Source organism: Streptomyces sp. NPDC007863, assembly GCF_040633895.1.
GTDB lineage: Bacteria > Actinomycetota > Actinomycetes > Streptomycetales > Streptomycetaceae > Streptomyces.
Genome location: NZ_JBEYEI010000033.1, coordinates 1 through 14,317, shown reverse-complemented (window position 1 = coordinate 14,317; position 14,317 = coordinate 1). Strand labels below are relative to the sequence as shown.

At 76.2% G+C, this 14,317-nt stretch carries 11 protein-coding genes; 5 read left to right on the top strand and 6 right to left on the bottom strand.

Annotated elements, in window-relative coordinates; genetic code table 11:
• Window positions 1–44 precede the first annotated feature (44 nt).
• From ABZ621_RS35085 to ABZ621_RS35075, 3 genes are read left to right on the top strand one after another with little or no spacing between them, the layout of a single operon-like run.
• The gene (locus ABZ621_RS35085) at window positions 45–809 is read left to right on the top strand and encodes a 5-oxoprolinase subunit PxpA (protein WP_360610850.1); all 765 of its coding nucleotides are present in this window, start codon (window positions 45–47) and stop codon (window positions 807–809) included.
• Window positions 806–1,438 carry an allophanate hydrolase subunit 1 gene (locus ABZ621_RS35080; RefSeq protein WP_360610848.1) on the top strand — a complete coding sequence of 211 codons (633 nt, stop codon included), beginning with the start codon at window positions 806–808 and terminating at the stop codon, window positions 1,436–1,438. Before ABZ621_RS35085 ends, ABZ621_RS35080 begins: the two co-directional genes overlap by 4 nt.
• Window positions 1,435–2,298, top strand: a complete 864-nt coding sequence (locus tag ABZ621_RS35075) for a biotin-dependent carboxyltransferase family protein (RefSeq protein ID WP_360610847.1) — start codon at window positions 1,435–1,437, stop codon at window positions 2,296–2,298. The genes ABZ621_RS35080 and ABZ621_RS35075 overlap by 4 nt, the downstream gene beginning before the upstream one ends.
• Here ABZ621_RS35075 and ABZ621_RS35070 read toward each other — a convergent pair.
• The 6 genes from ABZ621_RS35070 to ABZ621_RS35045 form a co-directional block, all read right to left on the bottom strand.
• On the bottom strand, window positions 2,285–5,896 hold the full coding sequence (locus ABZ621_RS35070; protein ID WP_360610845.1) for a hydantoinase B/oxoprolinase family protein: 3,612 nt from the start codon (window positions 5,894–5,896) through the stop codon (window positions 2,285–2,287). The genes ABZ621_RS35075 and ABZ621_RS35070 overlap by 14 nt on opposite strands.
• A complete protein-coding gene (locus ABZ621_RS35065; protein ID WP_360610843.1) occupies window positions 5,893–6,834 on the bottom strand; it encodes an SGNH/GDSL hydrolase family protein in 942 nt (313 codons plus the stop codon). The genes ABZ621_RS35070 and ABZ621_RS35065 overlap by 4 nt, the downstream gene beginning before the upstream one ends.
• The gene (locus ABZ621_RS35060; protein WP_360610906.1) at window positions 6,831–8,159 is read right to left on the bottom strand and encodes a glycosyltransferase; all 1,329 of its coding nucleotides are present in this window, start codon (window positions 8,157–8,159) and stop codon (window positions 6,831–6,833) included. Before ABZ621_RS35060 ends, ABZ621_RS35065 begins: the two co-directional genes overlap by 4 nt.
• A gap of 71 nt (window positions 8,160–8,230) precedes the next feature.
• A complete protein-coding gene (locus tag ABZ621_RS35055) occupies window positions 8,231–9,352 on the bottom strand; it encodes a glycosyltransferase family 1 protein (protein ID WP_360610842.1) in 1,122 nt (373 codons plus the stop codon).
• Between the two features lie 372 nt (window positions 9,353–9,724).
• Window positions 9,725–11,221, bottom strand: a complete 1,497-nt coding sequence (locus ABZ621_RS35050; RefSeq protein WP_360610840.1) for a HEAT repeat domain-containing protein — start codon at window positions 11,219–11,221, stop codon at window positions 9,725–9,727.
• Between the two features lie 272 nt (window positions 11,222–11,493).
• Window positions 11,494–11,886, bottom strand: coding sequence for an ankyrin repeat domain-containing protein (locus tag ABZ621_RS35045; RefSeq protein WP_360610838.1), 393 nt, complete (start codon window positions 11,884–11,886; stop codon window positions 11,494–11,496).
• 358 nt (window positions 11,887–12,244) lie between these two features.
• On the opposite strand from ABZ621_RS35045, the gene ABZ621_RS35040 reads away from it, so the two are divergent.
• On the top strand, window positions 12,245–12,439 hold the full coding sequence (locus tag ABZ621_RS35040; protein ID WP_030493667.1) for a hypothetical protein: 195 nt from the start codon (window positions 12,245–12,247) through the stop codon (window positions 12,437–12,439).
• 37 nt (window positions 12,440–12,476) lie between these two features.
• Entirely contained in the window at window positions 12,477–14,078 is a 1,602-nt protein-coding gene (locus tag ABZ621_RS35035) for a hypothetical protein (RefSeq protein ID WP_360610837.1), read from the top strand.
• Window positions 14,079–14,317: the final 239 nt, after the last annotated feature.

Sequence of the window (14,317 nt, the reverse complement as noted above, 5' to 3'; positions counted from 1 at the left end):
CCGCACCACGGCACCACAGCACCGGTGAAAGGAACAGCACCATCATGAGCGGGGTCTCGATCGACCTGAACGCCGATCTCGGGGAGGGCTTCGGCCGCTGGACGCTGACCGACGACGAGCGGCTGCTCTCCGTCGTCACCAGCGCCAACGTGGCCTGCGGCTTCCACGCGGGGGACGCGGTCACCATGCGGCGGGTGTGCGAGCTCGCCGCCGAGCGGGGGGTGAGGATCGGGGCCCAGGTGTCCTACCGGGACCTCGCCGGTTTCGGGCGGCGGGCGATGGAGGTGCCGCCGGCGGAGCTGGCCGCCGAGGTGGCGTACCAGATCGGCGCCCTGGAGGTCTTCGCCCGCGCCGCCGGCTCCCGGGTGGCGTACGTGAAGCCGCACGGGGCGCTCTACAACCGGGTGGTGCGGGACGCGGAGCAGGCGGCCGCGGTCGTCGAAGGGGTGCTGCTCGCGGGCGGCGCGCTGCCGGTGCTCGGGCTGCCCGGTTCACGGCTGCACGAGGCGGCGGGGCGGGCGGGGCTCCCGGTGGTCTCCGAGGCCTTCGGCGACCGCGCCTACCGGGCCGACGGTTCCCTGCTGCCACGGGGGCAGGAGGGGGCCGTGGTGCACGATCCGGACGCGGTGGTCGAGCGGTCGGTGACGCTGGTCCGCGCGGGCACGGTCACCGCGCACTGCGGGACGGCCGTGGCCGTGCGGGCGCGCTCGCTCTGCCTGCACGGGGACACCCCGGGCGCGGTGGAGCTGGCCCGGCGCGTCCGGGCGGGCCTGGAGTCGGCCGGGGTCACCGTGGGGGCCTTCGCGTGAGGGTGCTGCGGGTGGGCGAACACGCCCTCCTGGTCGAACTGGCCGACGCCACCGCCGCCGAGGCCTTCCACGCGGAGCTGCTGCGGCGCCGTGCGGCCGGCGCGCTGCCCGGCGTACGGGAGATCGTGCCGGCGGCGCGGACGGTACTGCTCGACGGGGTGGCCGGGCCCGCGCGGCTCGCGGCCGAACTGCCCGGGTGGGAGCCGCGGCCGGGGCACGCGCGCGTGGGCGAGGTCGTGGAGGTGCCCGTGCGGTACGACGGGCCGGACCTGGCCGAGGTGGCCGCCCGGTGGGGGGTGTCGCCGGAGGAGGCGGTACGGATCCACTCCTCGGCCGAGTTCCGGGTCGCCTTCTGCGGTTTCGCGCCGGGCTTCGGCTATCTGACGGGGCTCGGGGCGCGGTACGAGGTGCCGCGCCGGGCGACGCCCCGGACGGCGGTGCCGGCCGGGTCCGTGGCGCTGGCGGGGCCGTACACGGGGGTGTACCCGCGTTCCTCGCCGGGCGGCTGGCAGCTGATCGGGTCGACGGACGCGGTCCTGTGGGACACCGGGCGGGAGCCGGCGGCGCTGTTCTCGCCGGGCACGCGCGTACGGTTCGTGCCCGCGCCCCGGACGGGGGCCGGCCGATGAACGACCGTGCCGTCGCCGTCGTCAGGGCCGGCGCCCTCACCACCGTGCAGGACCTGGGGCGGCCGGGCTTCGCGCACCTGGGCGTGCCCCGTTCGGGGGCCCTGGACCCGGCCGCCGCCCGGCTGGTGAACCGGCTGGCCGGCAACGCCGAGGACGCCGCCGTCCTGGAGACCACCGTCAACGGCTGCGCGCTGCGGCCCCGGAGCGCGGTGACCGTGGCGGTGGGCGGGGCGCCCTGCCCGGTCCGGGCGGACGGCCGGCCGCTGCCCTGGGGCACGGCGGTACGGGTCCCGGCCGGGGCGCTCCTGGAGGTCGGGCCCGCCGTGCGCGGGCTGCGCTCGTACGTGGCGTTCGGCGGCGGGATCGCCGTCGAACCGGTGCTCGGCAGCCGCTCCACCGACCTGTTGTCCGGGCTCGGCCCGGCGCCGCTGGCCGAGGGGGCGGTCCTGCCGCTGGGGGCGGCCACGGCCGTACGGGGGTCGGTCGACGCTCCCCCCTGGCCGGGCCCGCCGGACGAACTCGTCCTGCGGGTCCGGCTCGGGCCGCGCGACGACTGGTTCACCGCCGGCGCGCTCCGGGCCCTCACCACGCGCGCGTACCTGGTGTCCTCGGCGAGCAACCGGATCGGGCTGCGTCTCGACGGGCCCGCCCTGGAGCGGGCCCGCCCCGGGGAGCTGCCCAGCGAGGGCATGGTCCTGGGGGCGGTGCAGGTGCCGCCGGACGGGCGGCCCGTGGTCTTCCTGGCCGACCATCCGACGACCGGCGGCTATCCGGTGGTGGCGGTGGTGCGGGAGGGGGACCTGGGGGCGGCCGCGCAGGCCGTGCCGGGGACCCGGGTCCGGTTCGTCACGAGCCGGTAGTGCCGTCCGGCGGCGGCGTGCCGTAGCCCCCGCCGCCGGGCGTGCGGACGACCAGCACGTCGCCGGGGGCGACCTCGGTGGTCGCGGCGCCGTCCAGGTGCTCCACGGTGCCGTCGGCGCGCTCGACGAGGTTCTCGCCGAGCGCGCCGGGTTCCCCGCCCGCCATGCCGTACGGGGGCACCCTGCGGTGTCCGGTGAGGAGGGCGACCGTCATCGGCTCCAGGAAGCGCAGCCGCCGCTCCACGCCGTCGCCTCCGTGCCACCGGCCCCGGCCGCCGCTGCCCTCGCGCACGGCGAAGGCGTCGAGGCGGACGGGGTGGCGCCACTCCAGGATCTCGGGGTCGGTGAGGCGGGAGTTGGTCATGTGGGTCTGGACGGCGTCGGCGCCGTCGAAGCCGTCGCCCGCGCCGGAGCCGCTGGCGAGGGTCTCGTAGTACTGGACGCGGTCGTCGCCGAAGGTGAGGTTGTTCATGGTGCCGGAGCCCTCGGCCTGGACGCCGAGGGCCGCGTAGAGGGCGCCGGTGACGGCCTGGGAGGTCTCGACGTTCCCGGCGACGGTGGCGGCGGGCGGTTCGGGGGCGAGCATGGAGCCGGGCGGGACGCGGATCTCCAGGGGCTCCAGGCAGCCGCTGTTGAGGGGGATGGACTCGTCGACGAGGGTGCGGAAGACGTACAGGACGGCGGCCATGACGACGGCGGTGGGGGCGTTGGCGTTGCCGGGGAGCTGCGGCGAGGTGCCGGTGAAGTCGAGGACGGCGGAGCGCCGTTCGCGGTCGACGCGGACGGCGACCTGGATGACGGCGCCGGAGTCGGTCTCGTACCGGTGGGTGCCGTCCTCCAGGCGGGCGACGATGCGGCGGACGGACTCCTCGGCGTTGGCCCGGACGTGGCCCATGTAGGCCTGGACGGCGTCGAGGCCGAACTCGGCGACGGTCTTGCGGAGTTCCTCGATGCCCTTCTCGTTGGCGGCGATCTGGGCGCGCAGGTCGGCGAGGTTGGTGTCGGGGTCGCGGGAGGGGTAGGGGGCGCCGGTGAGCAGGGCGCGGGTCTCGGCCTCGCGGAGCCCGCCGTCGCGGACGAGGAGCCAGTCGTCGAAGCGGACGCCCTCCTCGTCGATGGTGCGGCTGAAGGCGGGCATGGAGCCGGGGGTGATGCCGCCGATCTCGGCGTGGTGGCCGCGGGAGGCGACGAGGAAGAGGAGTTCCTCTCCCCCGTCGTCGAAGACCGGGGTGACGACGGTGACGTCGGGCAGGTGGGTGCCGCCGTGGTACGGGTCGTTGACGGCGTAGACGTCGCCGGGGCGCAGGTCGCCGGTGCGGCGGCGCAGGACCTCCTTGACGGTCTCGCCCATGGAGCCGAGGTGGACGGGGATGTGGGGGGCGTTGGCGACGAGGTTGCCCTCGGCGTCGAAGAGGGCGCAGGAGAAGTCGAGCCGTTCCTTGATGTTGACGGAGTGGGCGGTGTTCTCCAGGCGGACGCCCATCTGCTCGGCGATGGCCATGAAGAGGTTGTGGAAGACCTCCAGGAGGACCGGGTCGACGTCGGTGCCCGCGGCGGTGCGGGCGGGGCGGGGGACGGCCCGGGTGAGCAGCAGGTGGCCGGTGTCGGAGGCGGTGGCGCGCCAGCCGGGGTCGACGACGGTGGTGGCGTCGTCCTCGGCGAGGATCGCGGGCCCGTCGACGGTGTCGCCGGGGCGCAGGTCCTCGCGGCGGTGGAGCGGGGTGTCGGAGGCGGTGGCGCCGTCGTGGGTGCGGACGGTGGCGCGGGGGACGAGGGGGCCGGTGCGGGCTCCGGCGGGGACGTGGACGGGGCCGTGGGGTCCGGCGGTGCCGACGGCCTCGACGGTGACGGCCTCGGCGACGAGCGGCTTGTCCATGGTGAAGGCGTAGCGGGCGCGGTGGTCGGCGGTGAACGCGGCGGCCATCTCCTCGGCGGGGCCGAGGTCGACGGGGAGGCTCGCGTCGGTGCCGGCGTAGCGGAGGAGTACGCGCGCGTGGGTCGTGATCGCGGTGTCCGGGAGGCCGTCGGCACGGAGTTCGGCCCGGGTGCGGTCGGCGAGTTCGGCGGCGACGCCGGTCACGCGCGCGGGGGTTTCGGGGTCGTCGAGGGGGGCCTCGACGGAGCGTTCGCGCAGGGCGGTGGCGTCGGCGAGGCCGATGCCGTACGCGGAGAGCACACCGGCGAGCGGGGGTACGAGGACGGTGTCGACGCCGAGGGCGTCCGCGACGGCGCAGGCGTGCTGGCCGCCGGCGCCGCCGAAGCAGGTGAGGGCGTAGCGGGTGATGTCGTGGCCGCGCTGGACGGAGATCTTCTTGACGGCGTTGGCCATGTCGAGGACGGCGATCCGCAGGAAGCCGGCCGCGACCTCCTCGGGGGTGCGGCCGCCGCCGACCTCCTCGGCGAGGGCGGTGAACCGTGCGCGGACGACGTCGGCGTCGAGGGGGCGGTCGCCGTCCGGGCCGAAGACGGCCGGGAAGTGGCCGGGCTGGATCCGGCCGAGCATCACCTGGGCGTCGGTGACGGTGAGGGGGCCGCCGCGCCGGTAGCAGGCGGGGCCGGGGACGGCGCCTGCCGAGTCGGGTCCGACGCGGTAGCGGCGCCCGTCGTAGTGGAGGACGGAGCCGCCGCCGGCGGCGACGGTGTGGATGCTCATCATGGGTGCCCGCATCCTCACCCCGGCGACCTGTGAACCGAGTTCACGCTCGCACGTCCCGGCGTAGTGCGACACATCCGTGGACGTGCCGCCCATGTCGAAGCCGATGACGCGGTCGTGTCCGGCCTGGGCGGAGGTGCGGGCCATGCCGACGACGCCGCCGGCGGGGCCGGAGAGGACGGCGTCCTTGCCGCGGAAGTGGGCGGCCTCCCGCAGTCCGCCGTTGGACTGCATGAACATCAGGCGGATCCCGGCGAGTTCGGCGGCGACCTCGTCGACGTAACGGCGCAGCACTGGGGAGAGGTAGGCGTCGACGACGGTGGTGTCGCCGCGCGGGACGAGCTTGATGAGCGGGCTGACCTCGTGCGAGCAGCTGACCTGGGTGAAGCCGGCGGCCCTGGCGGCGGCCGCGACGCGCTGTTCGTGCTCAGGGTGGCGGTAGCCGTGCATCAGGACGACGGCTACGGACCTGATCCCGTCCCGGTGGGCGGCGGCGAGCGCGGCGGCGACGGCGTCCTCGTCGAGGGGGCGGACGACCGCGCCGTGGGCGTCGACGCGCTCGGGGACCTCGGCCACGCGCGCGTACACCGCCTCGGGCAGCACGATGTGCCGGTCGAAGAGCCGGGGCCGGTTCTGGTAGGCGATCCGCAGGGCGTCGCGGAAGCCCTCCGTGATGAGCAGCAGGGTCGGCTCCCCGCGCCGCTCCAGGAGGGCGTTGGTGGCGACGGTGGTGCCCATCTTGACGACGGCGACCCGGTCGGCGGGGACGGGTTCGCCGGGGGCGAGGCCCATGAGGAGCCGGATCCCGGCCACGGCGGCGTCCTGCCGGCGGGCCGGGTCGTGGGAGAGGACCTTGCGGGTGACGAGGCGCCCGTCGGGCCGCCGTCCCACGACGTCGGTGAAGGTGCCGCCCCGGTCGATCCAGAACTCCCAGCGCCCGCTCATTCCTCCATTGTGGCCGCGAGGGCCTCGGCGAGGGCGGTCGCGGCGCGCGCGTCGAGCGCTCCGCCGCCGCCGTCGCCGTCCGTCCGGTGGAGCAGTTCCTCCCCCGCGAGCAGCAGCAGCTGCGGCAGCAGGTCGCGGCTGCGGCGCAGCACCCAGCCGGTCCCGGCCGTGGCGAGCCACAGGGCGGTCTCGGCGCGGGTGGGCGGCGGCTCGGACGCCTCCGGGGAGGGCGCGGGCCCCCGGGCGAGCCCGCGCTCCGCCAGGGCCCGGTGGAAGGCCCCGGCGACCGCGCGGTGGCCGCGCTCGCCCGGATGGAGCCGGTCGGCGCTCCACAACCGCCGGTCCTCGGTCCAGGTCGGGTCGGCGAGGTGGACGTGGACGGCGCCGCGCCGGGCCGACAGCGCGTGCACCACCGCGTTCACGGACGTACGGCGGCGGGCGAGCGGCCGGGCCAGCGGCCCCGGGAGCCCGAGCATCCGCCCCGGGTCCGGCAGACAGGCCGTCAGGAGTACGGCTCCGGCCGCGTCGAGCGCCGCCAGGACCCGGTCCAGGCGGCGGGCGAACACCCCGATGTCGAAGGTGTGCCGCAGGGTGTCGTTGACGCCCACGACGACGGAGGCGAGGTGCGGCCGGAGGGCGACGGCGCGGGGGGCCTGCGTCTCGGCGACGTCCGCGCTGAGCGCGCCGCTGACGGCGAGGTTCACGTACTCGACCCGCTGCCCGGGCCCGGCGAGCCCGCCGGCGAGCAGCTCCGCCCATCCGCGCCACACGCCGCCGACCCGGTCCCCGACCCCCTCGCTGAACGAGTCCCCGAGCACGACGAACCGCAGCGGCGCGGCCCCCGCGAGAGCGGGGGACGCGCCTGCCCGGCCCGGTTCCGGGACCGACTCCGGGCCGGGCCCCTGGGCCGGGACGCGGTCCTCCCGGACCGGGTTCATCCGCCGACCGCCTGCGGCCGGGGCGGGGCAGCGACGGCGGCGTGGGTGGTGGGGAGGGGGCCGGTGGATATCGGATCCGGGACGGCGGACATTGGATCCGAAATCCCGGACGCCGGATCCGGGACGGTGGCTACTGGATCCGGGCGGGTGGATATTGGATCCGGGACTTTGGACATCGGATCCGAAACGCTGGCCGCCACGCCACCCCTCGTGGTGGCCGCTTCATGGGCGCGGAGGAAGGCGGCCACGGACCGGTCCCAGGAGAACTGCTCCGCACGCGCGCGTGCGGCGGCCCTGCGGACGGGCTCCGGCAGGGCCAGCAGGCCGCGGACGGCGTCAGCGAAGGCGGCCGGGGTGTCGGCGGCCGCGGCCCCGGCCGTGCCGACGACCTCCGGGAGCGCGGAGGAGGCGCTGACGACGGCGGGGGTGCCGCAGGCGAGCGCTTCCAGGGCGGAGAGCCCGAAGGTCTCGGCGGGGCCGGGCGCCAGGCAGAGGTCGGCGGCCGCCTGGAGGCCGGCGAGCTCCTCCCGGTCGGCGACGTGACCGAGGAACCGCACCGGCAGGCCCCGCTCCCGGGCCCGCCGCTCCAGGCCGGCGCGCAGCGGCCCGTCGCCCGCGACGACCAGCCGGGCCGGCACCCCCGCGTCGAGCAGACCGGCGAGCGCCTCGACCGCCGTGCCGGGCCGCTTCTCCACGGAGAGGCGGGAGCAGAGCAGCAGCAGGACCCCGGCGCCCTCCGCGTACCGGGCCCGTACGGCGGGGTCGCGCCGCCCGGGCCGGCAGTGCTCCAGGTCGACGCCGAGCGGAGCGCGTACGACGTTGCGGGCGCCGAGGCGGACGAACTCGTCCTCCGCCCAGGCGGTGGTGCACACGATCCGGCCGTAGGCCCAGGCGGTGCGGCGGTTGAGCCGGTCCGCCGCCCGGGCCGCGAGCGGCCCAGGGACGCCCCAGGTGCGCAGGACGCCGTCGGCGGTCTCGTGGGAGACCATCACGGAGGGGACGCGGGCGCGCCGGGCCCACTCCCCGGTCCAGCGCAGGGTGGTGCGGTCGGAGACCTCGATGCGGTCCGGGGCGAGCCGTTCGAGGAGCTCGGCGAGCCGGCGCCGGTCGGCGAGGACGCGGTAGCCGCCGGTGCCGGGGAGTTCGGGCCCCGGCAGGGTGATCACCCGGCCCTGTTCGGCCGGTTCGTCGGCGGCGGTGGCCCCGGGGACGATCAGGACGGGCTCGTGTCCGGCCGCGCGGTAGCCCCGGCCGAGCCGGTCGAGCGCGGTCCGGAGGCCGCCCGAGGTGGGGGTGACGAAGTTCGCGAGCCGCACGATCCGCAGCCCGTCGCGGCCGTACGAGGCGGGGTACGCGCGCGCCCGCGCGAGACCGGCCGCCGAGGCGGTACGCCCGTTCACGCCGCCACCGCCGTCCGCTCCCGCAGGACCTCCAGGTAGTGGCCGATGAGTTCGTCGCCGAGCGCCTCCCAGGTGCGCCCCTCGACCTCGGCGCGCCCGGCCCGGCCGTAGGCCTCGCGCAGGGCGGGCGCGGCGACGAGGGCGGTGACGGCCTCGCGGAGCGCGAGGGGGTCCTCGGGGGGCACCAGGAGGCCGGTACGGCGGTGGGCGACGAGGTCGAGGGGGCCGCCGGCGGCCGGGGCGATCACCGGCAGTCCGCTGGCCATCGCCTCCTGGACGGTCTGGCAGAAGGTCTCGTACGGGCCGGTGTGGGCGAAGACGTCGAGCGAGGCGAAGATCCGGGCGAGGTCGTCGCCGGTACGGCGGCCGAGGAAGTGGGCGTGCGGGAGGCGTTCGCGCAGGCCGGCCGTGCTGGGTCCGTCGCCGACGACGACGAGCCGGACGCCGGGGAGCCCGTCCGTGGCGGCGAGGAGGTCCACCCGCTTCTCGGGGGCCAACCGGCCGACGTAGCCGACGAGGAGTTCGCCGTCGGGGGCGAGGGCCCGGCGCAGTCCGGGGTCGCGGCGGTCGGGGCGGAAGCGGTCGGTGTCGACGCCCCGGCCCCAGATGCGTATCCGCTCGATGCCGTGGGCCTCCAGGTCGCGGCGGGCGGCCCGGGAGGGGGCGAGGGTGCGGTCGGCGGCGCCGTGGACGGCGCGGAGCCGGCGCCAGGCGGTGCCCTCGCCGGTGCCGACGTAGGTGCGGGCGTATCCGGCGAGGTCGGTCTGGTAGACGGCGACGGCGGGCACCCGGAGGCGGGTGGCGGCGGCCATGGCGCGGACGCCGAGGACGAAGGGGCCGGCGAGGTGGACGAGGTCGGCGCGGTGGGCCGCGATGGCGGCGGCGACACGGCGGCTGGGGAGGGCGACGCGGACCTGGGCGTAGCCGGGCAGGGGCAGGGAGGGGACGCGGACCACCGGGCACGGTGCGTCGGCGTCGGCGGCGGGGTCGGGGACGGCCGGGGCGATCACGAGGGGCTGGTGGCCCCGGCGGGCGAGGTGGCGCGCGGTCTGCAGGGCGCAGTGCGCCACACCGTTGATGTCAGGGGGGAAGGATTCGGTGACGATGACGACACGCATACGGGTGTTCTCGTCGCGCCCGACGTGTCCCCGCCGACGTGGATCTGGACACCGGGGGAACGTCCCGTGAGCTTTTCCCGCCCGGCCCCCGCGGCCCCGGCTCCGATACCCGGAGCCCGGGCCGGGGAGGGCCTTCCCCGAAGCCGGAGCCGCCGGGGACAAAGGACAAGGTCACCCGGGACCGTCGGCGCGGCGGCCCTCACATCCGAGGCAGGCACCGCCGGGGCAGGCCGGAGCCTTCCGGTTCCCGGAACAGGGCCAAGCCTTCCGGTCCCGGGACAGGGCCAAGCCTTCCGGTCCCGGGGCGGGGCCACGCTCGGCGGGGTTCGCCGGGGGCCGCGCCGCCCCGGGCCGGGGCGGTGGTGGGTCGGCTCAGACCTGGAGGTCGGGGCCGATGCGGTTGCGGACCGCCGTCTGGACCTCGACCTCTTCGGCCGGGTCGGCGGCGAGGCGGCGCAATCGCTCGGCCACGCGCGCGTCGGCCGTCTCGGCGTGCTGGGCCGCGATCTCGCGGGTGGTCTCCTCGCAGTCCCAGAGGCACTCGACGGCGAAGCCGCTGGCGAAGGAGGGGTCGGTGGCCGCGAGGGCGCGGGCCGTGCGGCCGCGCAGCTGGGAGGAGGCCGTCTCCCGGTAGACGTGGCGCAGCACGGGTGCCGCGCAGGCGATGCCGAGCCGGCCGGCGCCGTCGACGAGGACGCCGAGGGCGGCCGCGTCGGGCCCGCCGGTGCGGATGGCGGTGCGCAGGGCGCCGAGGACGAGCCCGGCGTCCCGGTCCTCGCCGCGCGCGGCGAGGGTCTGGCCGGCGGCGGCGCCGAGGGGGTCGGTGCGGTGGATCCAGGCGCGGGCGCGGGCGACCGCGTCCTCGCCGCACATGCGGAGGTAGGCGGTGACGGCGGCCCGGGCGGCGGCGAGCGCCTCGCGGTCGACGGCTCCGGGCACGTCGGCGTACGGCCCGGCCTGTCCGGGAGTGGTGCCGGCGGCCGTATCGAGGGGGTGTACGGCGTCGGCGGCGGCCTCGACGAGGTCGAGGACGGCGGGGTCCCGGGTGGCGGCCAGGTGGTGCAGCGCGGCGGCGCGGGCGCCGGGGGCGCCGGAGCGGGCGGCGGCCAGCAGCTCGGGGCGGTCCTCGGCCCCGGCCACGGCGGCCAGGCAGCGGGCGGCGGGTCCGGCGAGGTCGGCGCCGCGCTCGTACCCCTCCTGGGCCCAGTCGAGGACGGCGCGGACGCTCCAGCCGGGGCGGGGACCGGCGGGGCGCAGCTGCCGCTGCCAGCGGTCGAAGGAGCCGTGTTCCTGGGCGGCGCGGACGCGGGCGCCGACGGCGTCGCGCTGGTCCTCGGCCCACAGCCGCCAGGGGCGGGGCTCGAAGGCGTCGCGGACGGTGCCGGCGAGCGCGGTGTCGCCGGCCTCGTCCTGCGGGAAGCGGGCGAGGACGGGCTCGGCGAGCGAGCGCAGTCCGGCGTCGTCGTCGCGCAGGGCGAGCTCGTCGAGGGCCCAGGCCCAGTTGGAGCCGGTGGCCGCGTAGCGCCGGAGGAGCAGCAGGGCGTCGTGGCGGCCGTAGGAGGCCAGGTGGCCGAGGACGGCGAGGGCGAGGCCGGTGCGCTGCTCCTCGGCGTCGAGGTGGTCCTCGGGCGCGAAGAGGTGCGCCTCGATGGCCTCCAGGCCTCCGTGGAGGTCGAGGTAGAGCCGGGCGTAGTAGAGGGAGCGGTTCTCGACCCGCCAGTCGTGGCGCGGGTCGGCGAGCACGCAGTGGTCGAGGGCCGCGAGGGCCTCGGGGCGCGGTGCGGCGAGGGCGTGCAGGGTGCCGTCGCCGCGGCCCCTCTGCAGCAGGCCGAGCAGAGTGCCGCTCGGCGCTATGGCTGGTTCGAACATGGGAAGACGCCTCACATCAAGCTGTCGTCACGACGGGTGGACCGGGTGGTCGGGGTCGGGCGCTGGGCCCGTCCGCGCGGAGCCCGGCCTAGTAGGCCGTGGGACAACAGGTCGGGCCGTCCGTCGTACGTCGCTTGTGCGCGCTGCTCATCTTCCTCTGCCTCTCGTCCGTGGCCCGGTCGGACGGCCGGGCTTGTCGTCATGATGACCGACCGTCCGCACGGTCGCGACCACATTTACGGACCCGTTCCCACCTGGGGTTCAGGCCGCGTTCACCTGGTGGTGAAGAGCTCCAGGAGTTCGGTCTTGCCGAACATGCGGGCGGTGTCCAGGGCGGACGGAGTGCCGGACTCCGGATTCGCGCCGCCGGCGAGGAGGGCGTGGATGACGGCGTCGGCGCTCTTGAAGACGGCTCCGGCGAGCGGGGTCTGGCCGCGGTCGTTGGCGCGGTCGGCGTCGGCTCCGCGCTCCAGGAGGGCGGTGACCGCGTCGGCGTGGCCGTGGTAGGCGGCGAGCATGAGGAGGGTGTCGCCCCGGTCGTTGGTGAGGTTCGCGGGGACGCCCGCGTCGAGGTAGGCGGCGAGGGCCGCCGCGTCACCGGTGCGCGCCAGGTCGAAGACCTTCGACGCCAGCTCGACGACCTCGGGGTCCGGGGTCTCGCTCATGTTCACAACCGCCTTCCGTGCTCCGACCGCGTACCGCGCGCGTGTCGCCCGGTATCGCCTGCCCTTGACCTGCGCACGGCAAGCGCGGCCGTACGAGTGAATCGACAGGGTACTGCCCACGCGGTGACATGACCGCGTCCGGCCGAGGCAAGGATCACGGCGTCCACCCCCGTGACCTCCGCCTCTCGTGGCTCCCTTACCCCACTTCGACGGTTTCGCCACCCGGGACGGCGATCACCGTCCGCCGGTCAAGTGAAAACACCCACTATTCACCCGAATGCACCTTTAGTCACATAGATACTTGCCGTGAACCTGGAAGGACTCATCGTGACTGTCCCCTCAACCAGGAGAACACCCAATGATCCTGTCCATCTCAGGCGTGGTCCTGCTCGGCATCATCTGCTTCCTGTTCTTCAAGAAGGACGGCCTCAAGGCCTCGCACGCCCTCGTCTGCGCGCTCTTCGGCTTCTATCTGGCGGGCACCGCCATCGCACCGAGCATCACCGCGGGCGGCCAGAGCCTGGCCGGCCTGCTGGGCGGAATCAAGTTCTGACGCCACTCACCCCCTTCCACCACTCCAGGAGTACGACGTGTCCCGGCGACCACTCCCCCGCATTCTGAGCAACGGCGGCGCGCAGCTCGCGCGCGGCCGAGAGATCGCGCGGTCGGCCGCCGACAGCGCCACCGACGTGCTCCACCCGCTGATCACGGTCTCCCGTGGTCTGCGGAAGCTGGCCGCGACCGCGCGCGCCAAGTGGGCCGCGACCCCCAAGGAACGGCGCGGTCCCACGCTGTTCCTGGTCGCGGCCTGCGTCCTGGTCGTCGCCCTCGTGCCGTACGGGCCGCTCCTCGCGCTCGTCGCGCTCATGGGCGCCGCCGCGTGGAAGGGGCGTGAGAGACCGGTCGTGAAGACCGGCCCCGACGAGGCGGAGGTGGCCCGGCTGAAGGGGCTCTACGAGGCCCTGGTGCCGTACTTCTCCGTCCCCGAGGACCCCGACCCGCTCTTCGCCCACGGCGGCGACTGGGCCCGGGCCTTCGGCGACCACGCCTTCGACGACAGCGGCCGCCTGACGCGGCTGCGGATCTCCTACCCTCCGTACTTCACCGACGGCGAGGCCGCCTCGCGCGCCCGCATCGAGCAGCTCCTGCACGCCAAGTCGGGGCGCGGCCGCGAGTACCTCTTCGACTGGGACGAGGAGGGCAACCGGCTCGTCATGCACGTGCTGCCCGCCCTCCCGACCACCATCGCCGCCCAGCGGTTCGTCACCGCCCCCGGCGAGACCGTCCTCGGCTTCACCGACGCCGACGCCGTGCAGCGGACCGTGCCGGTCGTCTCGGCGGACGGCTCCGAGGACGCGCCGGCCGTCGTCTGGCGCACCGGCCCCCGCTCCACCGAACCGCACCTGCTCGCCGTCGGCCAGCCCGGCAGCGGCACCACCTCCCTGCTGCGCTCCCTGGCGCTCCAGGCGCTCGCCCACGGCGACGTGCTGATCGTGGACGGAGCCGGCGCCGGCGAGTACGCCTGCCTGGTCGGCCGCGACGGCGTCCTCGGCGTCGAGAGCGAGCTGTCCGGCGCCCTGGAGAGCCTGGAATGGGCCTCCCACGAGACCGAGCGGCGGCTGATCACCGCGAACCGCGCCCGGCAGGCCGGGCACCCCGCCCCCGCGGACACCCGCCGCCCGCTGTGGATCCTCCTCGACCGCCCCGGCGTCCTCGGCCACCTGGCCGCCGCCGAGGGCCGGCCCGACCCCCAGGAGCTGCTCCAGGTGCCGCTGCGGCACGGACGGGCGGCCCAGGTGACGGTGGTGGTGGCGGAGCAGTTCGACACCGCCGACGCGCTCCACGAGGGGGTACGCGCGCACACCCGCGCCCGCGTGGTCCTCGGCCCCGCCTCCCCCGAGCAGATCGCCGCGGTGCTGGGCGCCGCGCCGCACACCACGCCGACCCCGCAGGTCCCGCCGGGCCGCGGCTACGCCCGCCTCGGCACCGGCCCGGTCCTCCGCCTCCAGGTGCCGGCCACGCCCGACCCGTACGACGACGCCGTCGGCGACACCGACCGGCAGGCCGTCCTCGACCTCCTGCCGGAGCGGCGGGCGGCGGCCACGGTCGCCCTGGAGAAGGTCCCGGAGGCGGCGGCCGAGCCGACCCCCGGCCCCTCCCCGCTTCACACCCCGGTGCCCGCGGAGAGCTGACCCCACCGGATCCAGAAGTTTGGATCCAGAAGACCGAATCCAGGAGACCGGATCCAGGAGACCGGATCCAGGAGACCGGATCCAGGAGACCGGATCCAGGAGACGGTGAAGGCCGGTACGGACCCCAGGTCCGTACCGGCCTTCACCGTCAACACGCACGCGGGGGAGCGCCCATGGCGGACGCCACACAAAAACAAAGGGGGAACAACCCCGGGCCCCCCACAGAAAAAGACAGCCGG

What these genes read in the sequence shown, in the direction of transcription:
- ABZ621_RS35085 (WP_360610850.1), top strand. Translation starts at nt 45, where the DNA reads ATGAGCGGGGTCTCGATCGACCTGAACGCCGATCTCGGGGAGGGCTTC.
- ABZ621_RS35045 (WP_360610838.1), bottom strand. Translation starts at nt 11,886, where the DNA reads ATGAGCGAGACCCCGGACCCCGAGGTCGTCGAGCTGGCGTCGAAGGTC.
- ABZ621_RS35075 (WP_360610847.1), top strand. Translation starts at nt 1,435, where the DNA reads ATGAACGACCGTGCCGTCGCCGTCGTCAGGGCCGGCGCCCTCACCACC.
- ABZ621_RS35055 (WP_360610842.1), bottom strand. Translation starts at nt 9,352, where the DNA reads ATGCGTGTCGTCATCGTCACCGAATCCTTCCCCCCTGACATCAACGGT.
- ABZ621_RS35070 (WP_360610845.1), bottom strand. Translation starts at nt 5,896, where the DNA reads ATGAGCGGGCGCTGGGAGTTCTGGATCGACCGGGGCGGCACCTTCACC.
- ABZ621_RS35050 (WP_360610840.1), bottom strand. Translation starts at nt 11,221, where the DNA reads ATGTTCGAACCAGCCATAGCGCCGAGCGGCACTCTGCTCGGCCTGCTG.
- ABZ621_RS35065 (WP_360610843.1), bottom strand. Translation starts at nt 6,834, where the DNA reads ATGAACCCGGTCCGGGAGGACCGCGTCCCGGCCCAGGGGCCCGGCCCG.
- ABZ621_RS35040 (WP_030493667.1), top strand. Translation starts at nt 12,245, where the DNA reads ATGATCCTGTCCATCTCAGGCGTGGTCCTGCTCGGCATCATCTGCTTC.